The sequence below is a fragment of the Bacillus sp. PDNC022 genome (assembly GCF_016919285.1).
In the GTDB taxonomy this organism is placed as follows: domain Bacteria; phylum Bacillota; class Bacilli; order Bacillales; family Bacillaceae; genus Bacillus; species Bacillus safensis.
On record NZ_CP070345.1, the window covers coordinates 3,299,975 to 3,325,449 of the forward strand.

Here is a 25,475-nt window from a genome sequence, read left to right on the forward strand (position 1 = left end):
TTCATTAAGCTTGAGAAAAGTCCTCTTTTTGCTGTGATTAAGATGATTGAGCGGCGGCACTTAAGGTAAATAAATCTTCTAGTTCGTTTGTCGATAGCTCTGTAATCCAGCTTTCGCTTTGGATAATTTGATCATTTAATGTTTGTTTTGTTTCGAGCATTTGATCAATTTTTTCCTCGATGGTGCCCGTTGTGATCATCTTATGGACGTGAACAAATCGTTTTTGTCCTATCCGATAAGCTCGGTCTGTCGCTTGATTCTCTACAGCAGGGTTCCACCATCTATCGTAGTGAATGACATGATTTGCGGCGGTTAGATTGAGTCCTGTTCCTCCTGCCTTTAAAGAGAGAATTAAGATGTTGAATTCTTTCTTCTGGAAGCGGTCCACCATTTTGTCCCGCTCCTGTTTTGAGAGGCTGCCATTTAAAAATTGGACTGGTTCTCCAAACATCTTTTCTGCCAGCTGCTTGATCATGTTGCCCATTTCAATATACTGCGTAAAGATGAGGCAGCTTTCTCCTTGCTCATGTATCGCTTTTAACAGCTCTGCGAGTTTATCCATTTTTAATGAACGTTTCAGCAGTTTCACATCTGTTCCACTCTCTTTTAAATAGAGCGCAGGGTGATCGCAAATCTGTTTGAGTCTGCCAAGCATACTTAAAATAATGGCTTTTCGCTGCATCCCTGTTAATGATGCCATGTGTTCAAATGTATCCTTCACGAGCTGTTCATATAAAGATGCCTGCTCAGCAGATAGCGGAATGAATTCTTTTTCTTCGAGTTTCTCAGGCAGGTTTAGGGCGACCTCTTCATCTTGTTTTGTTCGTCTTAATAAAAATGGCTTGATCAGCTGCTGCAGCTGTTCAATTCTTTTTTCTTCACGGTCTTTTTCAATCGGAAGGACGAACTTTTTATGGAAGCTGGTCAGGCTGCCGAGATATCCTTTGTTAACGAAGTCGAATATGGACCAAAGCTCTGTCAAACGGTTTTCCATTGGAGTCCCGCTGAGGGCAATGTGATGCTGTCCCTTGAGCTGTCTAATCGCTCTCGATTGTTTCGTATGGGCGTTCTTGATGTTTTGGGCTTCGTCTAAGCAAATGGTATTCCACTTTGCTGCCGTTAATTCATCACGATCAGAATGTGAGAGTCCGTAAGACGTCAGGACAATATCTGTTGATTCGTATGCTTTTGTGAAGTTCTCTCCCTGTGGACGTGCTGGGCCGTAATGCAGGGCAACATTCAAATGTGGTGCGAATGTTTCGAGCTCTCGCTGCCAGTTTCCTAAAACAGAGGTCGGCGCAATGATGAGAGACGGAGCGGCATTTTGCTCCTGCTCCTTCAAATACGTGAAATACGCGATCATTTGAATCGTTTTTCCAAGGCCCATATCATCTGCTAAACAAGCCCCAAATCCATGAGATCTTAAAAATAAAAGCCAGTTCACACCATGCTGCTGATACGGACGCAGTGTGCCTTTAAAGGACTCACTCATTTCGTAGGAAGGCAGCTCGTGCGTATCATTTAATTGGTGGACAAGCCCTCTTAATTGCGATGAAAGTTCAAATTGAATATGGGCAAATGCTGAACTGTCCAATAGCTCTGGAATCGATTCAGAGGATGCTTCTTGATCTGCCAGTTCGCGTGCCAAAATATCCGACATGTGAAGTCCTTCATTTTCGGCACGCTCCATCCACTTTTTCATTTGCTGGATGAAGGTAGGGTCTATTTTGATCCATTGTCCTCGAATATTAACAAGCCGTCGTTTGCTTTGGACAAGCTCGTTGAACTCATCTTCTGTCAGTTCAATGCCGTTTGTAGCAAAACGCCAATTAAAGTCCATTAATGCTTCCATTCCGACATGCGATTCGCCTCGCGGTGTAGAAGAAATCCTTGCTTTTAACATCATCGTGCTGTCTTTAACAATTTGCCACCATGATGGGAGCAGAATCTCAATGCCCATATTGACAAGTGTTTCACTTGCTTCAGATAGGAAGAGCCACGCTTCTTCTTCTGACATGAGTGTGGTGCCGGATGTGAAAGAAAGCCAAGGCACAATTTGACTGAATCGTTCCATCTCTCTTGAAATTTTATCTTGATACGGATGCCAAGACCTTTTCAATGAACGAATGCCTTCAAAAAAGTGAAGGTCGCTGTTTTTCTTATCACGCAAAAACAATTCGATTTTCCATTCATCTCCGTCAAAATCCGGCTCATTTAAGCGCAAGCCGACAGTGAACGGCGTCTCGTCATCAATCCAGCCAATCGTCTCCAGGAAATCCTGCTCATCTAAAAAATGTCCTTGGAAGGATGAGAGCGCAGGCGATTGTGCTGTCATGCGGTTCCATTTGTGCTGCAAGGCATCATTATATTGAATGTAATCCTGTACAGCAAAGGAGAACCAATCAGCCGTATAGCCATCTAATAGGCCTTCTTTATCTTTAAATCGAAGCTCGCCTTTTGTCCACGCCTCGTAATCGGGAACGAAATCTTCGTCCTCGATGAATTCGTAAATGGTCGAGGCTGTCTTCATCAGTGGTTCCGTTTCATCCGTTAATGTCACATGACTAAACGTATTAAATGAATTTTTTCCTAGCAATTCAACGGTCATCCAAGGGCTTAACAGGAAGGCAGGAGTGCCAATAAAGCTGACATCTTCTAAAAATGTTCCGTAGAAAGAAGATTCGTGCCATTGGAAAAGCTGCCTCTTCATTTCATTAAGCGGAACAGGGTGTCCGTCCTCTGCTTGCGCTGAAATGGTGAAAGAGAAATCTTCTGTTTGTTCTGCATGAATGACAATTTGTTTATGGCGTGTCATCAATCAATTTTCCTTTCTTCATTTCCTCTTGGAACGCACGCAGCCGTTTTGTTGAATCTTGCAGCTGCTTTACATACCTTTCCCAGATCGCGGTTTTTTTCGTTTTATGATAAAGCGTGCGCAGTTTCTTCAGCATTTTCACAGACTCTCGATAAGCACTTCGATTCTTTTGATCGAGAAGCAGTGAGATTTCACGGTGGTACGATGGAATGAGGGCTTCCGGCTCCTCTTTTGCAATCTGTTTGATGAGATCCTTCTCCAGTTCACTAATGGAGAAACCAACAAGGCTGTGAATCTCAATCCATTCCGCATAACGCTGCTGTGCATACAATAGCTGACTGTATTCTGTAAACGCATAGGGCATACAGATTTGAAGATAACGTTCATATAAATGATGATCCTTCGTCTGCTTAAAGTATGCATCTAAATAAAAGAAGAAATCACTGACGGCTCCCCGCAGTTCTCTGTAGGAAAGGTCGAGCTGGCAATATTCCTCTAATATATAGGTGATTTCATGATACCAGAGCTTAAGCCGCTTCCAGTCCTTTCGGTTGGTGAGATCCTTCAGCCAATTGAGAACATTTGGCAGCATATCAGCATTGAGCAGCTGTAATTGCTGAAAGAGGCTGTCGTCTTCTTTCAGTAAATAATCCATGTGCATCAGCCCGATGGTACGTTCAACCGTTTGTTCTTTCTTCTGGGCGTTCTTTAGTAATTCTGTTTCTTTTTTGACCCATTTCCCTCTATTTAATATGGTGCCCCAAATCTCCATAAAGACCGCTACTCGTTCATGCTGGAAAGGTCCATTGATTTGAAGAAGTGTGCGAACGGCAGTTGGTGTGTTTTCAAGAAACGGATCGAGGGAAAAGGAAAGGGCGTATGTCTTCAAATGATCCACTGAATCGAAAATGGTGTTCATGAGCTGTTCCACATATGGATTCATGGAATAAAAGTCTTTTTCGGCATCAAGCCGGCCGAGGTCGATGAGTTCATGAAGCCTAAGCCATACATCGATAGACGTATGAATCGCATACAAGCTCTTGAATTCAGGTGAAGCAGGTGCGTGTTTTTTTAGGATCGATAAATAGCCGTAATACAAATGCTGCGGTGTTTGCTGGTGCTTCGGTGTCCGTTTCAGCCAGAGGTTAAATTCCTCTTGGAAAAAAGTCAGCCAGCTTTGGAGGGATTGTTCGTCTGGGCGCTTCACTTGGAAGTGCTGGCGAATCAATTCTTTGCTGCGCTGTAATTCATCCTTTTCTGACCAATTTTCTGTAAATCCGGTCACACTCTCTACTTGAGCGTATAGCGAAAAGAAGACAGCAAGAATGTGTTTGCAAAGTCCATCTGCTGGACATGAGCAGCTGCTTCTCACAGGAAACAGCACATGAAGGTGGACTTTTGCTGCCACGACGTCATGTACATAAGCTGACCATTCGGTATCAGACTCTTGCTTGAGCCGATATACGCTGTCCTGTCTATAAGTAATCAATGCTTTTTTGATGAGTTGTTTGTTTTCATCTGTTGCAGGAAGAAGTTCTTTAATCTGTTCGGCAGTTTGTTTGATTTCTTCTTCATTGATGTTGTGCTGAAGCATTTGATCCGCTCCTAACCAAGTAAAAGATTCCAATTCTTTTATTATAGCTCAATGGGGATTTATAAAAAAGTTTTTCATGAAAATGGTCATAAATTTCAAAAGCTGTCGAATGATGTATTAGAGTATTGCATAAACCAACCTTACAGCATATAATAATGAAATTAGTGGATTCGAAAGGATACAGACATGGATAATAAGGGTTTAAATCAAGAAGAATTTTTAAAGATTTTGATGTACGCTCATGATATTGGTGAAAATTCAAATGATGTCACAACAAAAGAAATGCTTGAAAATCTGATTGCTCATATTCGAAATGGTCTTGTTTCATAAAAGTAACCCCCTGCTAGTGATGGCAGGGGGTTTTTGTATGCTTTTAAGAATGGAATGAAAGCTCCCGGCATACGATGTCATTACAAGCATAAGGAGTATGGGGAGCTGATGGTGTCATGAATATTGCGATTGCAGGCTGTGGGTATGTGGGGCTTGTGACAGGTGTGTGTTTAGCGGAGGCAGGACATGATGTCTCGTGTATTGATATTGACCGCCGAAAGGTCATGCAGCTGAAACAGGGAACTCCCCCAATGTATGAGCCCGGGTTAAAAGAGCTATTGAAACGCAACCTTGAGCAGGGACGAATTCATTTTCACATAAATGGAGCGGAAGCCTACCCGCGGGCTGATGTGTTAATGATTGCGGTCGGCACCCCGCAGCAGACAGATGGCCAAGCTGATTTACAGTATGTGTTTCAAGCTGCGAAAGAGATGGGCATAAAAGCAAAGTCAGGTGCGATTCTTGTGGTGAAAAGTACGGTGCCTGTCGGAACGGGAGATCAAATCGATCAGTTGATCCATCAAGAATTAGGACGGAAGGAGCCACTAGCGATTGCATCTAACCCAGAATTTTTACGGGAAGGCTCTGCCATTTCAGATACATTGAGGGCGGATCGGCTTGTGATTGGGGCTGAAACAAAAGCCGTATTAGACGAGTTAGAGGACATGTATGCTGATTTCCACCTTCCATTGGTGAAAACAGACCGTAAAAGTGCTGAAATGATCAAGTATGCATCAAATGCATTTCTGGCGACAAAAATCAGTTTTATGAATGAGATTGCCTCCATTTGTGAAAAAACAGGTGCTGATGTTGAATGGGTGGCGCAGGGAATGGGGCTTGATCAGCGGATCGGTTCTTCCTTTCTCAGAGCGGGCATCGGCTATGGAGGTTCTTGTTTTCCAAAGGATACAAGTGCACTTGTCCAAATTGCAGGGCATGTGTCCCATGATTTTGAGCTATTAAAGGCTGTGATTAAAGTAAATAATGAGCAGCGGGCAGGTTTTATCCGAAATATTCAGGAGCGGCTGGGGGCAGCTCTTGAAGGGAAGCGAATTGCGCTTCTTGGTCTGTCCTTTAAACCGAATACAGACGATATGAGGGAGGCACCGTCTATTCCGATCGCTCATGAGCTCCATCAATTAGGTGCGAAGCTTGTGGCATATGATCCTGTTGCTGCCCGGCGTGCAGCAGGTGAACTGCCGGATCAAGTCTTATTTGCTCAAACGATTGAAGAAGCGATCAAGGATGCCGATGCGGTCTGTCTATTAACAGAGTGGGCGGATATTCAGTCGTTTCCACTTGCGTCCTATAAGAAATGGATGAAGCGGCCGCTTATTTTCGATGGGCGAAACTGTCATACACTTGAAGCGGCAGAACAAGCAGGGGTCGAGTATCATTCGATTGGGCGCAGGCCGGTTTCTCCAATTTATATGTAAAAGAAAACCGATAACAGTGAATGTTATCGGTTTTTATGAATGCGGCAGAATGAATCCGCCATATAAAAATGCAGCCACAATCAGAAAAGCAGGGTGCAGCTTGAATTTGGTCATGAAGAAAAAGGAGATCGCGGCAATGGCGAGCGATTGCGTCCAGCCGATGGCTTTCACTGCATCTCCGCCGATTTCCCATGTTAATAAAAGCATCATCATCGCAATGACAGGCTGAACGGATAAGGTCATGCCTTTTACGACGGGAGATTGACGAAAGCGGTCAATCAGCTTGAGCAATAAAATAAGCCCAGCAGCAGACGGCAGGACAGTTGCAAGCAGTGCCACGATAAAGCCTGGCCAGCCCATGACGTCATAGCCGACATATGCTGCAATCTTCGTAGCAATTGGCCCCGGCAGTGCATTGGCTAAAGCCAGCATATTGGAGAATCCTTCGTTCGTCATCCAATGAAAATGATTGACGATTTCTTCATAATTGAGCGGAATGGATGCGGGGCCACCGCCATATCCTAATAGATTGGATAAAAAGAATGCCCAGAATAAAAAGAGAATCAGCATCATGAAGACACTCCTTTCTCTTTATTTGGCCGATTCCAGCGATTTTTCAGTTTAAAATGAAAGGCGCCATAAAGTAAAAAGATCATGACAATAATTCCTGGATGAATGGATAGCACCTGCAGCCCAATAAAGGCAAGAAGGAATAGAGCGATTCCGAAGATCATGCCGAAGCCTTTCAGCGCTTTTTGTCCAAACTCATATGCCATGATCCCGAGCAGAACAGCAATGACAGGTGTCACAGCGCCAATCATATTTTGAATGATTTGTGAGGAGCTTAAGACGCTGACAAGTGTGACAAGGGCTACCATGGCGAGACATGTTGGTAAAATATGAGCAGCTGTGGCGACAATTGCACCAGATACGCCCTTTAATCGATAGCCGAGGTATGCTGACATTTTCGTTGCGATTGGGCCTGGTAATGCATTGGCGATGGCGAGTGTTTCTCCGAATTCGTCATCGTTAATCCATTGGTATTTCACCACCGCTTCATGGCGAATAAGCGGTATCACAGAAGGGCCTCCGCCAAAACCGAGAATACCGGTTCGCACCATAGCGATAATGAGTTCGATATATGATTGCAAGTGGTTCAACTCCTGTCTACAATTTCATGCCCATGCGGCTTTTGTATCGTTTAATGAGCATTTGGCAGTCCACACTGACAACGCCTTCTAGCGGGTATAGCTTTTTTGTCAGAAATGTCTCCATTTCCTGTTCATGTTGAAAAATGCCATGCATATGCAGCTTACTTGGTCCTGTCATGTGATAAAGACTTGTGACAGCTGTTTCCTTTTCAAGCTGAAGGGCAACCGCTTCTAAAAATTTCGGCTCTACCTCTACATTAAAGAAGACAGAGACATGAATGCCGACCTTCGCGGGGTTAATTACAGCGGTGAATCGTTCAATGACTCCTGCTTCAATGAGCTGCTGAATGCGGGCTTGTACGGCAACACGTGACAGACCGACCTGTTTGCCGAGATCTGTATAAGACATGCGCCCGTCCTCGTGTAATAGGGATAAAATTTGTTTATCTCTTTCGTCTAATGTTAGGTTTGGAATGCTATAGTCTTTTGACACCGTATAACCACCTTTCTTCTGTTGATATTCTATCATATTTTATTGCGAATAGAATGGATGATTTATCATTTACTATCGAAACGAAAACATTTCGTGTAAGAAATCATCTTTATGCATAAAAAAACACCCCGAAATCATCGGGGTGTCTTCATTTATTGATCCGGGCTGCTTTCTGCACTGGCAATTTGCTGTGCAAGATCAGCACGATCAATGTCTGCTTGGAAGAATTCCTGCGTATTTGGCAGGTGTAAATTCATATGGCGTTTTTGAGAAATGCGGATGGTGACTTGATCAACGGTGTAATCAAATACGTGTCCGCCAACACTTCGATCTTCATCAATGAAATGAAGATGATATCCACTCACCGCAATACCGTGTGCGTATTGCGGTGTACGGAAACCTGCGATCGTACCTTGAATATCCTCGAAGTCGAAAATAGGCTGTGACTTAACTGCTTCTACCATCGGAACGTAAGGTTTTTCCTGTTTTTCAACCGTACGTGTTTGAACCTTTTTGAATGATCCATCAATGCGGACCGCATAAAAGATATTTTTACTTGGCAAAATGCGGTCAATTTCTTCTTCCAGCTCTTTGGATGTCATAGGTGCATCAATTCGATGAACGATATCTGTTTCAAAGAATGCTAAAGAGCAGAATGGTGAATAATCTTGATCGGTGACCGGTGTCGCTGTTCCATCCGAGCGCAGCCGGTAGAATGCGCCGTCAAAGCCAATCAGCTCTCCATCTAATTGATTGAATGTACCGATGCCGAAATCACCGTGTTCAGGAATATGTGCGAGGGAGAAATCCCCATCGTATACGGCTTCCAGCAGAGAGGTCATTGTCGATACTTGATAGACCTCTTGCTGTTTGTCATGCTGTCTTGTGTCATTCTGTTGATTCATTGGGTGCATCATACCCATATCCGCTCACTCCTTTAATGTAATGTATCAAAGTCTTATCTGACGTTCATTGCGTGTTTTTTGCGAAAGACTTCTGGCCATTTTTGACTGGCGAGGTCAGGGTTGTCTTGATAGTCAATCGGAATATCAATAATCACGGGTCCTTCTATGTTTATACCCTTTTGAAGGACGGTTGAAAGCTCCTCAGGTGAGTTGACCCTTAGTCCAGTCGCTCCAAAGCTTTCCGCATATTTCACTAAATCGATCTGCCCAAATTCAACGCAGGATGTGCGGTCATATTTCATTTCCTGCTGGAACGCGACCATGTCGTATGTGCTGTCGTTCCAAACAAGGTGAACGAGGTTTGTTTTCTTCCGCACTGCTGTTTCTAGCTCCATTGCGGAGAAGAGAAAACCGCCATCACCTGAGACCGAGATAATCTTTTCATCTGGATTCATTATAGAAGCCGCAATTGCCCATGGTAATGCGACGCCTAATGTTTGCATGCCGTTACTCACCAGGAAGGAGTTCGGTTCATAGACGCGGAAGTGACGGGACATCCAAATCGCGTGAGATCCGATATCACACGTGACCTTCGTGTCATCAGGAATCAGACGTCTCAATGTATGAATGACATCCAGCGGGTGAGATCGATGACTTTCTCTTTCTGGTTGCTTTTCGATGTCGCTTAATAGCTCCTGTAATTCAGTGACTAATTCTATGTTCTCTTTGCTTAGAGAAAGGGGAACACTGTCATGCGCTAGATGTTTGACGGTTTCAGAAATATTGCCTACAAGCTCAAGCGCTGGCTCATAAAAATGGTCAATATCTGCCTGCATGTCATCTACATGGATGATCTGACGCTGCTGCGGATGAAGATTCCAAAGCTTCGGATCATATTCGATTGGATCAAAGCCAATGGTTAAAAGGACATCTGCTTGTTCAATGAGAAGGTCACCCGGCTGATTACGGAATAAGCCGATTCTGCCTACATATTGAGACTCAAGCTCTCTTGAGAGAACGCCGGCTCCTTGGTACGTTTCAACAAATGGGATACCAAGTGTTTTTAATAATGCTCTTGTGGCATTTGCAGCAGCTGGACGACTAGCTTTCATTCCCACAATCGCAATAGGTAAGTGTGCATTTTGAATTTTGGCGATAGCCGAACTGATGAGAGCATCTGGTGCAGGACCTAATTCTGGAGAAGGGTGAGCAGACACTGGTGTTTGTGTGGTGTGTTCTGTCACGACATCTTGTGGAAAGCTGATAAATGCTGCTCCAGCCTGCCCTTTTTGTGCCGCACGAAAAGCATTTGTTAATGCTTCTGGTATATTGTTTACGTCTTGTACTTCAACGCTGTATTTTGTGACTGGTTTGAATAATGCCGCATTGTCGAGTGATTGGTGTGTTCGTTTTAGACGATCTGCACGAATGACGTTTCCAGCGATTGCGACAACGGGATCACCTTCTGTATTGGCTGTTAATAGACCTGTTGCTAAATTAGATGCACCAGGACCTGATGTGACGAGACAAACACCTGGTTTGCCGGTTAAACGTCCGACAGCAGCTGCCATAAAGGCTGCATTTTGTTCGTGTCTGCATAGGACAAGCTCTGGACCTCTGTCTTTTAATACATCAAATACAGCGTCAATTTTTGCACCTGGAATCGCAAAAACATGGGTCACACCTTGAGCAATGAGCGTATCGACAATCAACTCTGCTCCTCGTCTTGTTAGGGGTTGTGCTTGAGATTTCATTTACCCCGCACTCCTTTCGGCAAGTAAAATTTTTTATGAAAATATATTTTCATGATATGATTTACTATACATTTCATAAAATAAATTTTCCAATATATGTTTAACGTGGTTTTAATATGTTTCACGAATAAGTGTGTGAGGAGTGAAAGGATGGAACTGAGACATTTGCAGTATTTTGTCACAGTAGCGGAGGAGCTGCATTTTGGCAGAGCAGCCGCACGGTTGAATATGACACAGCCTCCACTTAGTCAGCAAATAAAACAGTTTGAGGAAGAATTGGGTTTTCCTTTATTTCACCGGTCAAAGCGGGTGGTGGAGTTAACAGCAGCTGGAAAGGTCTTTTTACATGAGATTCGGGGAGTGCTGCAACAGCTTGATAAGGCCGTTGATCATGCCCGTCACACAGCAAGAGGAGAACTGGGGAAAATCATCATAGGTTTTGTTGGTACTGCGACGTATGATATTCTGCCGCCCGTTGTACGAGAATTCAGGGAGCTGTATCCCTCTGTCAGTATCGAGTTGCAGCAGCTTTCTGTTCCGCAGCAGCTAGAGGCACTGTTAAATGGTGAGATTGATATCGGTTTTTTACATCCTACATCGCCGCATGAAGAGCTAGTCAGTCGTTTGATGAAGCAGAGTGAATGTATTTTTGCGATTCCAAAAAATCATCGATTGGCTCAACAAGAGACGGTCACGATTGAAGATATCCGTCATGAACCGATTATTTCTTTATCACAGGAATCGTGGCCGTCCCTTTATCAGCACTTTGTTCTGCTATGTGAAAAGTACGGGTTTTCTCCAAATATTGTGCAGGAAGCGGCGGAATATCAAATGATCATTGGCCTTGTCACAGCAGGGATCGGCATTGCAGTGATTCCAAAATCAGCCCGGCGTTTATTTAATCTGGATGTTGTCTATCGGTCCATTGAGGATGAACAGCTTCTGGCGGAATGGACGATTTCCTATAGACGTGAAAATCATAATCCTGCTTTATTTCATCTGGTCCACCATATCCTGCATCGCACCGAGCTGGAATAAGAGGTATAGAGAAAGGGTTGTGGTATGATGTCGTTACATTAAAAGGAGGCGTACCTGAATTGATTACATTGCTAATGGATCAGCTGTCACGTAAAGAGGCATATAAATTATTATCAGGATCTATCGTTCCAAGACCGATTGCGTTTATTACAAGTCTATCTAAAGAAAATGTCGTCAATGCCGCACCATTTAGTTTCTTTAATGTCATCAGCGGACACCCGCCGCTTATTGCGATTTCTATCGGACGACGTGAAGGTCAGATGAAAGACACTGCGCAGCATATCATCGATAGGGAAGAGTTTGTTGTTCATGTGAGTGATGAAGCCATCATAGAAGATATTAATGAAACAGCTGCTACATTGCCGCGGGAAGAGAGTGAGCTGGAACGAACCGGTCTTCATCAAGTAGAAAGTCATGTCATTTCAGTGCCGGGGATCAAGGAAGCACGCATTCGATTTGAATGTCAGCTGGAAAAGCATCTCACTTTTCAAAATGATGAAGGGGAGATCACGGTCGATCATATCATTGGCCGGGTTGTATGTGCACATTTAGATGAGGCTGTTTATGATGCAGAAAAAGGATATGTTTCTACTAACGAACTGAAGCCAGTCGCACGCCTAGCAGGTAATGATTATGCCCATTTAGGCACGCCATTTGTGCTGAAAAGACCACAGTAATAGGAAAAAACCCCCGAGGGGAATCGGGGGTTTTCTGTTTATTTCTTCTGTTCTAGTTTGAGTGGAGCTGCGATATTCTTTTGTACTTTTTTCCCTTTTAATACGTCGTTTGCAGCACCGACTGCCAGTTGACCGATCAGCTCTGGCTGCTGCGCAACTGTTGCAGAGAGCTTTCCTGCTTTGATCGAGCTGAGTGCATCTTCGTTTCCGTCAAAGCCAACGACAAGAATGTCTTTCCCAGAACTTTGAATCGCTTCTAGTGCGCCAAGAGCCATTTCATCATTGTGGGCAAAAACGGCTTTGATGTCAGGGTTTCCTTGAAGGAGATTTTCCATGACATTCAGTCCTTTTGTCCGGTCGAAGTCAGCTGCTTGTTTTGCTGTCACTTTTAGATCTTTATCCGCTATTTGATGGAATCCTTTTCCACGCTCACGTGTAGCGGAAGCGCCTGGTACGCCTTCTAATTCAGCGACTTTTGCTCCTTTGCCAACCTTGTCAATGATAAATTTAGCTGCCATTTCTCCGCCTTTGACGTTATCTGAGGCGACAAGTGCTTCTACCTTTCCACTTTCGGCTGAGCGGTCTAATGTGATGACAGGTATATCTGAAGCGTTTGCTGATTCGACAGCGGTTGATATGGCAGATGAATCCGCTGGGTTGATGAGCAATGCGTCGACGCCTTGCTGAATAAGGTCTTCAACATCACTTGTTTGTTTAGCTGAATCATTTTGTGCATCTGCAATCACGACTTCAATGCCAAGCTTTTTCGCTTCTTTTGTCACACCGTTTTTCAGAGAAACGAAGAATGGGTTATTTAACGTCGAGATCGACAGCCCAATTTTGATGTCTTTTTTCTTGCCATCCTTAGATGACTTGGCCCACTCCGGCGGTTCAAGTGAGCAGGCAGAAAGCATGAACAATGAGAGAGTCAGGATGAGAATCAGATATTTTTTCATAGATGCTGCCTCCTTAAGCAGATTTCTTTCTGTCTAGCAGGACTGCAATCAAGATGACAATCCCTTTCACAACAGATTGATAGAATGATGAAACACCAAGTAAGTTCATACCATTGTTCAGGACACCGATAATGAGTACCCCGATGAGTGTGCCGACAATTCGTCCTCTTCCGCCGGACAGGCTTGTCCCGCCAAGTACCACGGCAGCAATGGCATCAAGCTCATAGGACGTACCAGCTGTTGGCTGTGCAGAATTCAGACGAGATGTTAAGATCGCACCTGCTAAGGCAGACATGAAGCCTGCTAATGAATAGATCATAATTTTCACGCGCGGTACTTTGATGCCTGAGATGAGAGCCGCTTTTTCATTCCCGCCGATGGCATATGTTCTTCTGCCGAAAGGCGTTTTATGAAGCAGTACCCATAGTACGATAAAGGTGAGAAGCATCGTGATCGCTGGAACAGGAATGCCTAAGAAATATCCGCGGCCGAATAACTGAAAGGCATAGTTAGAGCCAAGCCCAGTAATCGGGTTTCCGTCTGTATAAACGAGTGTCAAACCTCTGAAAATCGTCATCGTGGCAAGCGTTGCGATAAAAGGAGCCATTTTTCCTTTTGTAATTAAAAGACCGTTGATCATCCCAAGAACGGCACCGATGATACAGCCGACGATAATGGCTAAAATCGGGTCCATGCCAGACACGATAAAGCCGGCAGTCAAGGCACTGGATAGTGCGAGAATGGCACCGACAGATAAATCAATGCCTCCAGTTAAAATAACAAATGTCATCCCAAAAGCAATGAGGGCATTAATGGAGATTTGTCTCAGTAAGTTTAAGATGTTTAATGGCTCTAAAAAGGCCGGATTTAAAATAGAAACAATGGCGGCAAGGATGATGAGTCCTAAGAATGGCCCAAGCTTTTGCATGATGTGGTCAAATCGTCCATTTGAAGTAAGTGGTTTCATGTTACTTCCCTCCTGTAGCTAGTATCATAATTCGTTCCTGTGTAGCTTCTGTTTTATCTAATTCCCCGCTGATGGTTCCTTCATGAATGACGAGTACTCGATCGCTCATCCCGAGTATCTCTGGGAGTTCAGAGGAGACCATTAAAATGGCAACCCCTCGATCGGTCAATTCATTCATTAACTGATAGATTTCTCGTTTCGCTCCGACGTCAACACCTCGTGTCGGTTCATCTAAAATCAACACTTTTGGCTGTATGCCGATCCATTTGGCGATGACAACTTTTTGCTGATTTCCGCCAGACAGGCTTCGGGCAGAAATGTCAGAGGAAGCCGTTTTAATCGTTAGTCTTTTGATGAGCAGATCGACAAAATCCTGTTCAGTTTTCTTATCTATCAGTCCCTTTGGAGAGAAGCTTTTTAAGTTTGGCAGACCGATGTTTTCTCGGATGGATGCATCAAGCATCAGCCCTTCATCCTTGCGATCCTCTGTGATAAAGCCGATGCCGAGCTTGACGGCATCACTTGGTTTTTTAATCAAAGCTTTTTTCCCATGAACCCATATTTCTCCTTGGTCAAGAGGATCGAGGCCAAACAGTGACCGCATCATTTCGGTCCGGCCAGCACCCATTAAGCCTGCAACACCGACGATTTCTCCAGCTTTAACTGAGAAATTGATATCGTGAAATTGTCCTTTTCTCGACGCTTGTTTCACCTCAAGGACAATGTCTCCTGTAGAAGGCGTTCGCTCGGGATATCGATCTGTCAATTCCCGGCCGACCATTTTTTTGACGACTTCATGGAAATTCGTTTCAGGTATGGCTTTCGTATCGACCGTTTTCCCATCACGCATGATCGTAATCCGGTCACAGATTGCAAAGATTTCCTCCATACGATGAGAAATATAGACGATCGAAACTCCTTCTTTTTTGAGAGATTCAATGACCTGGAAGAGCTTTTCAATTTCCCGTTCCGTTAGAGCTGCTGTCGGCTCATCCATGATGATGACCTTCGCATCGGTCATTAATGCCTTTGCAATCTCAATCATCTGTTTTTGTCCAACAGAACAGCTGCCAGCCTCTTGATCAAGCGAGAGATTCACAGACAACCTGTCCAGCTGCGCCTGGGCGAGGACCTTCATTTTTTTCGTGTCTAGCAGTCCGAGCTTCGTATAGATTTCTTTCCCGATGAATAGATTCTCCAAGACGGTCATATCCGGCCATATGTTGAGCTCCTGATGAATGAAGGCAATGCCGTGCTGTTCCGCTTCCTTCGGATTTTTGAAAGCGGTTTCTTTTCCGTCGATTTGAATCGTTCCTTGATCTAAAGAATAAAGACCTGTAAGCAGATTCATTAAAGTTGATTTTCCCGCACCATTTTCACCCATGAGTGCGTGGACTTCTCCTGTGACGAGGTCAAAGGAGACCCCGGAGAGAACGGTATTTTTGCCAAAAGCCTTATGGATGTTATGCATCTCAATGTTCATATCTGGCTCCTCCTTTAAAAGATGACACCGGCATGAAGAATGCAGTTTGCGTATGGGGTGGCTTCACCCGTTCGTATGACTGCTTTTGCCTGTTTGGTCATGTCTTTGAACGTCTCGTGGTCTACTTCATGTAATGGATTTGAGAGCGCTTTCTTAAGAAATGAATGATCTCGTTCATTGGCTGCTTTGATTTCACTAGCTACAGTGATGTTTTCAACGGCCATTTCCTGAAGAAGGAGGGAGGTGACCTCCTGAAAAGATGGTGTGCCGATCGATAACGCCAGGTCGATTTTGACTGGACCTTCTGGGATAGGGAGACCACAGTCTGCGATGACGATTGTATCTGTGTGGCCAAGGTCAGCAAGCACCTTGGCGATATGGCTGTTTAGGATGCCGTTTTTTTTCATTTCTTTTTCTCCAATTCTTTTCTTGTTGGCATGCCGCCTTGTGCGCCAAACTTTGTGACGGACATAGATGCTGCAAGGTTGGCAAAGGCAAGCGCGTCATAGAGGGATTTGCCTTCTGTTAGGGCGACAGCTAAGGCTCCGTTAAAGGTATCGCCAGCTCCTGTTGTATCGACCGCTTCGACAGGTACACCTGGAACCAACACTTCTTTCGATCCATCAAAATATCGAACCCCATTTTTCCCTTCTGTGATCAGTAATTTGTTAGGGTATTGACGCAAGGCATCTTCGATTGGCAGACCATCAAACATCAGAACAGCTTCGTGTTCATTCGGTGTAATGTAAGCAGCCTGCTTTAAAACCTGCTGCGATACTTTGCGGGCTGGTGCAGGGTTTAATATCACAGGGATTTCTTTTACACTGCAAAGGGCGCAGACCGCTTCGACCGTTTCTTCAGGTATTTCCTGCTGAATGAGAACCATCCCAATATCATCAATTGTAGAAAGAGCATCACTTACATAGTCAGGAGTGACCTCATTATTTGCCCCTTTGACCACGACAATGCTGTTATCACCTTCCGCTAAAATGATATGAGCTGTGCCGCTCTCCATTTCGGTAACCGGTTTCATATATGAGATGCGGACACCTTGTGTTTCTAAATTGCTGAGAATATCCTGACCATAAGTGTCATCACCAACTCGGCCGACCATATATACATCTGCACCGAGTCTGGCACTTGCGACCGCCTGATTGGCACCTTTTCCGCCTGGGACGGTTTTAAACGATTCGCCTAACACCGTTTCACCGGCATTTGGCCGTTTATCTGATGTGACGACTAAATCCATTGAACAGCTTCCTACTACAACAATATGACTCATTGTGAATCCACCTTTCTTGTGGTCTCTCGTTCAATAAAAGAGACGGGCATTTGAATAACTGGTTGATCTATCGGTTGTTTCTGAATCGCTTTGATTAATAGCTGTGCCGCTTCTTTTCCCATCTCATAGGCGGGCTGCCTAATGGTTGATAAGGAAGGGAAGAGCAGTTCACTTTGCGGAATATCATCAAATCCAATGATTTGAACGTCTCCTGGAATGGCTTTTCCGATCCGAAGCGCTTCGTGTATGACCGCTGTTGCGACGATGTCATTGCTGGCAATGATCCCATCTGTTTCAGGGTACAGCTGGAACAGGGCTTTGGCGCTTTTTCGGGCTTCTTGAAAGGAAAAGGAAGCATTAGACATCACATGAAAGTCGACACCTGTATCCGTGAGAACATCGAGTGCGCCTTTGAATCGCTGCCGCGCAGTTTGCAGATGGGCAGGTCCTTTTAACAGTGTGATCTGCCGGCTGCCCCGTCTAATTAATTCCATTGCGGCCATTTTCCCGCCAGCTGCAGCATCTGCAAAAACAGAAGGTGCATGTGGAACGGTTCGATCTAAGAACACAACAGGTAGATCATCATCATTGTATATATCTGATTCAGGTTCATTTGTGATTGCGATGACACCGACCACTTGATTTTGTTTAAAGGTTTGTAAGTAGGCCATCTCCTTCTCTCGATCTTCATCACTGTTCCCGAATAATAACCGAAAACCGTGCGCATGAATTTCGTCCTCAACGCCTCTAGCCAGCTGAGGAAAGAAGGGGTTTGTGATATCAGGCAAGATTAAGCCGATTAAGCGTGATTCTCTTTTGAAAAGGGATCTAGCCACTTCATTGGGAAAGTAGTTCAACTCCTGCATCGCTTGTGTCACGCGGGTTTTCGTATCTGAATGAACATATCCAGTGTCATTGAGCACGCGTGAAACAGTGGCAACAGACACTTGTGCAGCTTTTGCGACATCTTTAATTGTAGCCAATGGAGAGCCTCCCTTCATGAATGTGTAACCGTTTACACACATAGATTATCACGAAAGCATCGAAATGACAATCTAAAAAAAATAAAAAAAGAAAAGAAAGATGTCTTCTTCCTTTTCTTTAACTAATAATACCTGTTTGTGTAATATTCACTTTGATTTTTGGAATGATTTTCACCTTCGGATAATCGGTGACCCAGTTCATTTTCATATATTCATCATAGTGTTTTACCCGATATTTTCTGCCAAGGCTTAGGACGTCAGAATTCGCTTCTTGCAGGGCTGCAATGACTTTTTCAGCGTCTTTTGTCAAAATAGCTGACAGCCTCTTATTTAACATTTCGATTTTCTTATCTGTATCTAAATTATCTTTCGGATATTCAAGAACAGAGGTGTTGAATTCAAACTCAAGTGAGAAGGTTACGTTTCGGTGATCAGGATTGACAATTTTAATGTCTCTCTTTGAATCGGTTACTTGAATGGTGATGTAATTGTTTTCCTTTGATTTCATATCACTTCTTACTTTTTTCGTGAAGTTTGCATATTTGCCCATTTTACCATCCATAACAGTGAGCAGAATGGCATCCTGAGCATAGAGTTCACCTTTTTTTTTCTCATTATCAAATAAGGCAACCCCTCTCACACTCGTTAACTTTTTTGATTTATCGTAGTAGAGCAACGGAAGTGTGAAGTCCTCGCCGGTTTGCAGCATTTTAGACCGGACATTTTGAATGTTTTTAGGTGCAACTTGGGAGGAGTGTGATGCAGAAGTGATCAGGTTGTTTAAATAGTCGCTTACAATGAGCTTCTCCTTGAGCAGAGAATTGATTAATTCTACACAGCTTCCTCCTTGCACCACTGCTAAGTTTGCGAGCAAAGGGCTTTTGGGATCGCGATAAAACATATCTAAGTAAGGGAGCAGCCGGTTTTGGGCAAATTCATCACCGACCAGCAGCACCCTCATTTTCGACATATCAATTTTTTGGTCTACACTCCGGCTAAAGTTGCTTCTTGCTTTTCTTAAAGTAGGCGCCTCGGTTGTGAGAACAGTGGTTAAATAACTGCCAGTATTCCCTTGCTGCATACTTTGAGACTGCTGCACCTTTCGATAGGTAATCGAATACCTAGCATTGTCATCCTCTCCTTGATCAACAGCTGAAGTTAATATGAGAGAGATGTCTTTTAATAGGTTTTGATCCCAGCAGCCAGGCATGAAAATGAGGGAAACACACATAAGCAGCGTCAACATGTACCTATGATGCATGTGATTTCACCTTCTTTTTGCGGTGTTTGATCAAGATGATAACGGCCATCATGATCGGAAGTGTGTAAATAAATGAATATTGTGCAACGGTGGTAAAGTCATTGAATCGCTGAATTCTAAAGTTATCAGTTGAAAGAAAACAGCTTGCAGCATAAATCAAAATGGCGAAATAGTAGACATATTTTTTGTGATTTTTTTTCTTCAGCATACTGGACACACCATTTGCACAAAAGTACAGATAATTACTCAGTGTGACGAGAATGATAAAGACCCAAAAGCTTAGAAAGATTAAATCCGTCCGCTCAATGACACCGAATGTAATGGTTTTTAATAGATACAAAACAGGATTTGGAATCACATCAAGCTCAGCCGGGCTGAAAAACATAAAACAAATTATAGTAATAAATAGGTAGTAAAGCGTCGTGCATATATTTGAAATGGTCATCACTTTATATCGTTCCTTAATGGAGCCCTTCATCAGTGGAGAGATGATCAAAATCATCTCAAATCCATTCATTGACAGCACCACATCCTTCAATCCAAGCTGAAATTGAGAGATATCCGTTTGGAAAAAAGGCAGGAGGTAATCAATATTGGTTCCTTTCAATGAATAGAACATCAATAGAGAGAGCGTGAGCAAAAAGGGAGTTAAGATAAAGTTAAACCTGACAATGGCTGTAATTTGCTCCTTTGCAATATAGATAATGCATATCATCAGTAATAGGTTAATCACCCAGTTTGGTGTGAGCGGGAGCACCCATATGCCAAGAATCCTTGTGAATATAGAAAGGACTACGATGCAGACCGAGGCAAAGTATACCGTATAGAGCACGGTCAAGGCGCGTCCAATCCATTTTCCAAAGACCTCAATCAGCACTTGGAAAAATGACGTTTCTGGATACTTGTAGATGATATAAATAAAAATGGTATTGATGAGCTGGATAAAAAAACACGCGACAATTATCGCCATCCAGCCATCGTGTCCCATGTCTTTCATCAGTAAATGGGGGAGCGCTAAAATACCAACACCAATTTGAGACTGGATGATGAAAAAAACAGCTTGAGGTGGAGATATTTTATTTTTCATTTTTCTTTTCCCACCCTCTCAGTTGTTCAATTTGTTTGTTCTTTTGCGGATTTAAATAAACAGGGCGGTTTTTGTACATCCACATTGGGAGTCGAACCACAGTATCTTTTAAGTCCTGCCAGTTAAATGGAGCGACAGGTGATAAATATGGCACCCCTAGTGATTCTAAGCGGCATAAATTCATAAGTATAATGGCGAGCCCAAATGAAATGCCAACAAATCCAAACATCGATGCCATAAACATGAGCGGGAAACGAAGCATCCTGATGGTGGACGTCATTTCAAACGACGGAAGTACAAATGAAGCGACAGCCGTCACAGCGACTACAATCACTTGGACATTCGAAATAAGTCCTGCTTGTACAACCGCATCCCCAATAACCAAACCTCCTACGATGCCAATGGTCTGCCCGATGGGTTTAGGCAGACGCACCCCAGCCTCACGTATAAGTTCAATTGTGATCTCCATCAGCATAGCCTCTATCAATGGAGGAAAGGGAATGCCAATAATAGAGTTCTTCATCGTAATAGCTAGTTCATCTGGGACAACCTCATAATGAAACGCAATAACAGCAATATAAAAAGATGGCAATATGACTGCGATGATGCAGGCAAGATAACGAAGAATACGAATAAACGTAGCAGGAATCCAGCGGCTGTTATAATCATCTGGCGACTGAAAAAAACTAAAGAACGTGATAGGCAAAATGATGGCCATTGGACTGCCATCCATGAGTACGACTATTCTGCCTTCAAGAATCGCAGATCTTACCTTGTCCGGACGTTCTGTATCAATCAGCTGAGGGAAAATAGAAAATGAATCTTCCTCAATGGCTTCAACGATAGAGCCAGGACTTATCAGTGTGTCTACTTTAATAGAAGAAATCCGTCTATTGACTTCTTCGACCTTTTCTTGATTGGCAATATCAGATATATACACCGTTGCAAGCTTTGTTTCCGATTTTGTACCGACCTTATGATATTGAATAGCGAGCTTCCGATCATTTAAATGCGAACGAAGTAAGTAGATATTGGTATCAAGACTTTCAACAAACCCGTCATGTGCGCCCGCGATAATACTTTCAGAAGAAGGTTCAGAAATAGAGCGCAACGGCGGCTGACCGACAGCAAACAGCTTGATTTGCGAGGAGTTTTCATCAAGAAAGGCAATACTTCCTGCAATAATACTGTCTGTGATCAGCGTCAAGTCGCCTGTTTCAAGTGTGCTTAGAGATTTTGTATAATCCTGCTTTCCAGGAGGGCCTAACAAGTTGCCGATAATGAAATCATTTAGTTTTCCTTCATCTATTCTTGTTTTAATAAAAAACAGCGCACATTTCGTTTCATTCACCATCAACTCTCGGTATTCAAAATCGCCGCTTTGCTGAAATGTTTTTTTAAGGATACGGATTTTCTCGTCAAAGCTTCCTGATAAAAAATGCAGGCGTGTCTGCTCATTGGTGTTTGGCATCTTTAGCCTCCTCTCACAGATTTTTTAACCATAGTGTAAGCGGAGAAGCGAATTTTATTCGTCTCCTTTGGGGAAAGCATGACATGAGCTGACAACTTTCAACTAAATTCACATTAAAAATGTTAAGAAATGATGAATCTTGATAAAAACAAATGAATAATGTTTCATTGTTTAGGTCATAAGGTGCGAATATCGTAAAGAGAAGGTGCACCGAAATGATCAAAATTTTACATCTTATCCCAATTTTTTGTGACCTAAAAATAAGCAGATGACTTGATTTTTTTAGAGGTGACCTTTGTCATAGGTCAACACGCAGCAAACTGACCAATGAGAATGACTTTCTAACCTGTTCGTTCAAAAATATAAAACATTCCAAAACACGCACTATTCATTTAAAGTGCTGATATGACTGATGTTATAGAGAAGAGAGGGCTTTAAAACATTGATTCAAAATACATCTTAATAATTGTCGAAAAATTTAGGGAGAAAAGGACAAAAGATTTTCGGATCATTGATGGTAACGCTTTCTCTTAAATTCAGTAGAAATTCAGAGTGATTTTTGTCCGCCTTTTGGCCTTTTCATTTAAAGGATGGGTAGGCAAATAAGCCTTCTGATTAGAGGAATTTGGCATACGAGGAAGTAAAAGATTATGTTACATAATACCGATTGTGATTTTATGCTGAACAGATATACTGTTGATTGAATTTACATATCACACTCATAAAAAAAGGAGATGTAGATAAGCGATGTGGTTAATCGTTATAGCCTGTGTCATCATGTTAGGGATTGGCTTTATTGAAAAGAAGCGTCATCAGAAAAATATCGATGCCCTGCCGGTGCGCGTCAATATTAATGGTATTCGCGGAAAGTCTACCGTCACAAGATTGACAACCGGTATCTTAATGGAGGCAGGTTATAAAACTGTCGGTAAAACAACGGGAACGGATGCAAGAATGATTTATTGGGATACGCCAGAGGAGAAACCGATTAAAAGGAAACCGCAAGGACCGAATATCGGAGAGCAGAAGGAAGTTATGAGAGAAACAGTTGAAAGAGGAGCGAATGCCATCGTCAGTGAATGTATGGCGGTAAATCCAGATTACCAAATTATCTTTCAGGAAGAGCTGCTTCAAGCAAACATTGGCGTGATCGTAAACGTTCTTGAAGACCATATGGACGTCATGGGGCCGACACTTGATGAAATAGCAGAAGCCTTTACAGCGACAATTCCTTACAATGGACACCTGGTTATTACGGATAGTGAATATACGGATTTCTTTAAAGAGATTGCGAAAAAACGCAACACAGAAGTCATTGTTGCAGATAATTCCAAGATTTCCGATGAGTTTTTACGGAAATTTGAGTACATGGTTTTCCCAGATAATGCTTCACTGGCACTTGGTGTTGCCCAAGCATTAGGGATTGATGAAGATACGGCATTCAGAGGAATGTTAAATGCACCGCCTGATCCAGGAGCGATGAGAATTCTTCCATTAATGGACGCGAAAACGCCTGGACACTTTGTAAATGGATTCGCGGCAAATGACGCATCCTCTACACTGAACATTTGGAAGCGTGTGAAAGAAATTGGATATCCAACAGATGAACCGATTATTATTATGAACTGCCGTGCGGATCGTGTAGATAGAACGATCCAGTTTGCGGAGGATGTACTTCCTTATATTGAAGCAAGTGACCTTGTCTTAATTGGTGAAACAACAGATCCAATTGTGAAGGCATATGAGGAAGGGAAAATTCCGGCTGACCACTTACACAACCTTGAATATCAATCTACAGAACAAATTATGAATATGCTTGAGAAAAAGCTTCATAATCGAGTGGTTTATGGAGTCGGCAATATCCATGGTGCCGCTGAACCGTTAATCGAAAAAATTCAAGAATACAAAATTAAGCAGCTTGTCAGCTAGGAGGAAATATAGAAAATGTTCGGATCAGATCTTTATATCTCGTTAATTTTAGGTGTTCTACTTAGTTTAATCTTTGCAGAAAAAACAGGAATCGTACCAGCTGGGCTAGTTGTTCCAGGTTATCTAGCGCTCGTATTTAACCAGCCAGTCTTCATTTTAGTCGTCTTATCTGTCAGCTTGCTTACGTATGTGATCGTTCGCTTTGGCCTATCAAAATTTATGATTTTATACGGACGCAGAAAGTTTGCTGCGATGCTGATTACAGGGATTGCCTTAAAACTGATATTTGATTTCTTCTATCCAGTGGTCCCATTTGAAATAGCAGAATTCCGCGGAATCGGAATCATCGTCCCTGGATTGATTGCGAATACGATTCAAAAGCAAGGTCTTACGATTACCCTTGGAAGCACGTTACTTCTAAGTGGTGCAACATTTGCCATCATGTATGTTTACTATCTATTTTAAGATAAGGTGTGTCCAATGATGAATAAAAAATTGAGCTTTCAGGAAAAGCTGCTGAAAATCACAAAGAACCAAAAGAAAAAGACGAATAAACATGTACTGATTGCTTTACCGATCGTTATTGCTTGTACATTTCTATTTACGTTTATCGGGAAAGCACAAGTGCCAACTGTACAAAAGAATCCAGAAAACATCCTGACCGCTTCGTTTGTCGGTGACATTATGTTTGGTAGAAACGTAGAGAAAGTAACAGAACGCTATGGAAAACAGCATCTTTTTCGCTATGCCAAGCCATATTTTGATGTGTCAGATTATGTGACAGGAAACTTTGAGCATCCAGTCGCATCAGATAAGGAGCAGGCTGCCCAAAAGAATATTCATTTAAAAACAGATGAAGATTCTGTCCAAGCGTTGAAGGATTTAAATTTCTCTGTCTTAAACTTTGCGAATAACCATGCGGCAGATTATGGTGAAAAAGGGCTGAACAACACGATCAATGCCTTTGAACAAACTGGCATGGATTATACAGGTGCAGGTCGTAACCTCCAAGATGCGAAGCAGAACATTTCGTACAAAGAAGTAAATGGTGTCAAAATTGCTACACTTGGTTTTACAGATGTGTATGGGAAAGATTTCAAAGCAACGAATCGCCAGGCGGGTATTCTGCCAGCCGATCCATCTATCTTTATTCCGATGATTTCGCAGGCTGCTGAAAAGGCAGATATTGTCGTTGTTCATGCTCACTGGGGACAGGAGTACAACAATGAAGTAAACGACAGACAAAGAGAATTGGCAAGAGCGATGTCTAAGGCCGGTGCTGATATCATTATCGGTGCTCACCCGCACGTTCTTGAACCGATGGAAGTCTATAATGGAACGGCGATTTTCTATAGCCTAGGAAACTTTATTTTTGACCAAGGCTGGTCAAGAACACGTGATTCTGCACTTGTTCAGTATCATCTGAATGAAGATGGAAAAGCGACATTTGAAGTTGTCCCAATGTACATCAAAGAAGCAACACCTGCTCCAGTAAAAGCAGGATCTCTAGAATCAAAAGCCATTATCCGTATGCTGACCAATGGGACGAATGCGGATTGGAAAGAAAAAGACGGACACATTTTCTTTGAAGTGGATCACGCTGATAAAGTTAAAAACTTAAAAGAAAACGGAGGGAAAGAGAAGAAATGAAATTCCTAAAAGCAAGCTGGCCGTTTGTTGCGTTAATTTTAGTCTTTGTCTTTATGTCTGCTTTTAAATTTAGTGACAGTCTGACAGATCACGAAAAACAAAAGATTTCGGTTGAAATGCAGAAAATTGAACAGCAAAAGCAGTCAAAAGCGGAAGCAGGTAAATAACCTAAAAAGGATAAAGGGCACGCATATCGCGTGCTCTTTTTTTGTC

General features: G+C 42.9%; 24 protein-coding genes. 8 read left to right on the top strand and 16 right to left on the bottom strand.

What is annotated here, in order from left to right:
• Positions 1-37: 37 nt before the first annotated feature.
• Together JVX94_RS16875 and JVX94_RS16880 are read right to left on the bottom strand one after the other, a co-directional pair.
• Positions 38-2,815, bottom strand: a complete 2,778-nt coding sequence (locus JVX94_RS16875) for a DEAD/DEAH box helicase (protein WP_144483761.1) — start codon at positions 2,813-2,815, stop codon at positions 38-40.
• On the bottom strand, positions 2,802-4,409 hold the full coding sequence (locus JVX94_RS16880) for an SWIM zinc finger family protein (RefSeq protein WP_048237612.1): 1,608 nt from the start codon (positions 4,407-4,409) through the stop codon (positions 2,802-2,804). Before JVX94_RS16880 ends, JVX94_RS16875 begins: the two co-directional genes overlap by 14 nt.
• Before the next feature lie 186 nt (positions 4,410-4,595).
• Between JVX94_RS16880 and JVX94_RS16885 the strand changes: the two genes are divergently transcribed.
• Positions 4,596-4,739 (top strand): YwzD family small protein, encoded by a 144-nt coding sequence (locus JVX94_RS16885; RefSeq protein WP_003214884.1) that lies wholly within the window; start codon positions 4,596-4,598, stop codon positions 4,737-4,739.
• Between the two features lie 116 nt (positions 4,740-4,855).
• A complete protein-coding gene (locus tag JVX94_RS16890; protein WP_205183887.1) occupies positions 4,856-6,175 on the top strand; it encodes a UDP-glucose dehydrogenase family protein in 1,320 nt (439 codons plus the stop codon).
• A 33-nt stretch (positions 6,176-6,208) separates the two neighbouring features.
• On the opposite strand, the gene chrA is transcribed toward JVX94_RS16890, so the two are convergent.
• From chrA to alsS, 5 genes are all read right to left on the bottom strand, one after another.
• Entirely contained in the window at positions 6,209-6,745 is a 537-nt protein-coding gene (gene chrA / locus JVX94_RS16895; RefSeq protein ID WP_197197749.1) for a chromate efflux transporter ChrA, read from the bottom strand.
• The gene (gene chrB / locus JVX94_RS16900; protein WP_029706345.1) at positions 6,745-7,326 is read right to left on the bottom strand and encodes a chromate efflux transporter ChrB; all 582 of its coding nucleotides are present in this window, start codon (positions 7,324-7,326) and stop codon (positions 6,745-6,747) included. Before chrB ends, chrA begins: the two co-directional genes overlap by 1 nt.
• Before the next feature lie 16 nt (positions 7,327-7,342).
• The gene (chrS, locus tag JVX94_RS16905) at positions 7,343-7,819 is read right to left on the bottom strand and encodes a chromate efflux transcriptional regulator ChrS (protein WP_024426311.1); all 477 of its coding nucleotides are present in this window, start codon (positions 7,817-7,819) and stop codon (positions 7,343-7,345) included.
• Between the two features lie 152 nt (positions 7,820-7,971).
• Positions 7,972-8,742, bottom strand: a complete 771-nt coding sequence (gene budA / locus JVX94_RS16910; RefSeq protein ID WP_064497937.1) for an acetolactate decarboxylase — start codon at positions 8,740-8,742, stop codon at positions 7,972-7,974.
• Positions 8,743-8,777: 35 nt separating this feature from the next.
• Positions 8,778-10,478: an acetolactate synthase AlsS gene (gene alsS, locus JVX94_RS16915; RefSeq protein WP_197197619.1), complete on the bottom strand. Its 1,701-nt coding sequence runs from the start codon at positions 10,476-10,478 to the stop codon at positions 8,778-8,780.
• Between the two features lie 150 nt (positions 10,479-10,628).
• Between alsS and alsR the strand changes: the two genes are divergently transcribed.
• Positions 10,629-11,516, top strand: a complete 888-nt coding sequence (alsR, locus tag JVX94_RS16920; RefSeq protein ID WP_048237608.1) for an acetoin biosynthesis transcriptional regulator AlsR — start codon at positions 10,629-10,631, stop codon at positions 11,514-11,516.
• A gap of 74 nt (positions 11,517-11,590) precedes the next feature.
• A complete protein-coding gene (locus tag JVX94_RS16925) occupies positions 11,591-12,193 on the top strand; it encodes a flavin reductase family protein (protein WP_205185574.1) in 603 nt (200 codons plus the stop codon).
• A gap of 38 nt (positions 12,194-12,231) precedes the next feature.
• Here JVX94_RS16925 and rbsB read toward each other — a convergent pair whose 3' ends face one another.
• From rbsB to JVX94_RS16970, 9 genes are all read right to left on the bottom strand, one after another.
• Positions 12,232-13,149, bottom strand: a complete 918-nt coding sequence (gene rbsB / locus JVX94_RS16930; protein WP_024423679.1) for a ribose ABC transporter substrate-binding protein RbsB — start codon at positions 13,147-13,149, stop codon at positions 12,232-12,234.
• A gap of 13 nt (positions 13,150-13,162) precedes the next feature.
• Positions 13,163-14,116, bottom strand: a complete 954-nt coding sequence (gene rbsC, locus JVX94_RS16935) for a ribose ABC transporter permease RbsC (RefSeq protein ID WP_095409738.1) — start codon at positions 14,114-14,116, stop codon at positions 13,163-13,165.
• Between the two features lies 1 nt (position 14,117).
• Positions 14,118-15,599, bottom strand: coding sequence for a sugar ABC transporter ATP-binding protein (locus JVX94_RS16940; protein ID WP_205183890.1), 1,482 nt, complete (start codon positions 15,597-15,599; stop codon positions 14,118-14,120).
• 14 nt (positions 15,600-15,613) lie between these two features.
• Complete coding sequence (rbsD, locus tag JVX94_RS16945; RefSeq protein ID WP_095409736.1) at positions 15,614-16,006, bottom strand: D-ribose pyranase; 393 nt, start codon at positions 16,004-16,006, stop codon at positions 15,614-15,616.
• Positions 16,003-16,881, bottom strand: coding sequence for a ribokinase (gene rbsK, locus JVX94_RS16950; protein ID WP_095409735.1), 879 nt, complete (start codon positions 16,879-16,881; stop codon positions 16,003-16,005). The genes rbsD and rbsK overlap by 4 nt, the downstream gene beginning before the upstream one ends.
• A complete protein-coding gene (locus JVX94_RS16955; protein WP_095409734.1) occupies positions 16,878-17,864 on the bottom strand; it encodes a LacI family DNA-binding transcriptional regulator in 987 nt (328 codons plus the stop codon). The genes rbsK and JVX94_RS16955 overlap by 4 nt, the downstream gene beginning before the upstream one ends.
• A 118-nt stretch (positions 17,865-17,982) precedes the next feature.
• Positions 17,983-19,125 (bottom strand): Ger(x)C family spore germination protein, encoded by a 1,143-nt coding sequence (locus JVX94_RS16960; RefSeq protein ID WP_095409733.1) that lies wholly within the window; start codon positions 19,123-19,125, stop codon positions 17,983-17,985.
• Positions 19,115-20,212, bottom strand: a complete 1,098-nt coding sequence (locus JVX94_RS16965) for a GerAB/ArcD/ProY family transporter (RefSeq protein ID WP_095409732.1) — start codon at positions 20,210-20,212, stop codon at positions 19,115-19,117. The genes JVX94_RS16960 and JVX94_RS16965 overlap by 11 nt, the downstream gene beginning before the upstream one ends.
• Positions 20,202-21,683, bottom strand: coding sequence for a spore germination protein (locus JVX94_RS16970; protein WP_095409731.1), 1,482 nt, complete (start codon positions 21,681-21,683; stop codon positions 20,202-20,204). The genes JVX94_RS16965 and JVX94_RS16970 overlap by 11 nt, the downstream gene beginning before the upstream one ends.
• 747 nt (positions 21,684-22,430) lie before the next feature.
• Between JVX94_RS16970 and pgsB the strand changes: the two genes are divergently transcribed.
• The 4 genes from pgsB to edmS are packed head-to-tail and all read left to right on the top strand — an operon-like array spanning position 22,431 to position 25,429.
• Positions 22,431-23,612, top strand: coding sequence for a poly-gamma-glutamate synthase PgsB (pgsB, locus tag JVX94_RS16975; protein ID WP_039181962.1), 1,182 nt, complete (start codon positions 22,431-22,433; stop codon positions 23,610-23,612).
• Between the two features lie 15 nt (positions 23,613-23,627).
• Positions 23,628-24,077 carry a poly-gamma-glutamate biosynthesis protein PgsC gene (gene pgsC / locus JVX94_RS16980; RefSeq protein ID WP_007497520.1) on the top strand — a complete coding sequence of 150 codons (450 nt, stop codon included), beginning with the start codon at positions 23,628-23,630 and terminating at the stop codon, positions 24,075-24,077.
• A gap of 18 nt (positions 24,078-24,095) precedes the next feature.
• The gene (locus JVX94_RS16985; RefSeq protein WP_111290671.1) at positions 24,096-25,262 is read left to right on the top strand and encodes a CapA family protein; all 1,167 of its coding nucleotides are present in this window, start codon (positions 24,096-24,098) and stop codon (positions 25,260-25,262) included.
• On the top strand, positions 25,259-25,429 hold the full coding sequence (gene edmS, locus JVX94_RS16990; RefSeq protein ID WP_087976066.1) for an extrachromosomal elements maintenance protein EdmS: 171 nt from the start codon (positions 25,259-25,261) through the stop codon (positions 25,427-25,429). The genes JVX94_RS16985 and edmS overlap by 4 nt, the downstream gene beginning before the upstream one ends.
• Positions 25,430-25,475 lie beyond the last annotated feature (46 nt).